Here is a 378-nt window from a genome sequence, read left to right on the forward strand (position 1 = left end):
CCGCCAGCAGCGAGTGGCCCCCGAGCGCAAAGAAGCTGTCGTGCCGACCCACACGTTCGACGCCCAATAGTTCGGCCCAAATCGCCGCGAGCGTCGTCTCCAGCTCGCCTTGCGGCGCTACATACATTTGATGCGCCAGCGCCTCATCATCCGGTGCGGGCAGTGCACGCCGATCGAGCTTGCCGTTCGGTGTCAGTGGAAACGCATCGAGTCGCACGAATGCACTGGGCACCATATACTCGGGTAGGCTCGCCGCTACCTGCGCGCGCAGTGTGCTCGCCAGTGGCTCGTCCGCTTCGGCCTGCACATAGGCAACTAGCCGCTTATCCGAGCCCTCACCGCATGCGAGCACCACCGCATCACGCACCTGCGGGTGCG

1 protein-coding gene is annotated in these 378 nt (G+C 65.1%); it reads right to left on the reverse strand.

Annotated features, from left to right (window positions below; translation table 11 throughout):
- The coding region (locus KPG66_RS17455) for an AMP-binding enzyme (protein ID WP_237071691.1) at positions 1–378 on the reverse strand (378 nt) is incomplete at both ends.

The sequence above is a fragment of the Mycetohabitans sp. B2 genome (assembly GCF_021733735.1).
Classification (GTDB): domain Bacteria; phylum Pseudomonadota; class Gammaproteobacteria; order Burkholderiales; family Burkholderiaceae; genus Mycetohabitans; species Mycetohabitans rhizoxinica.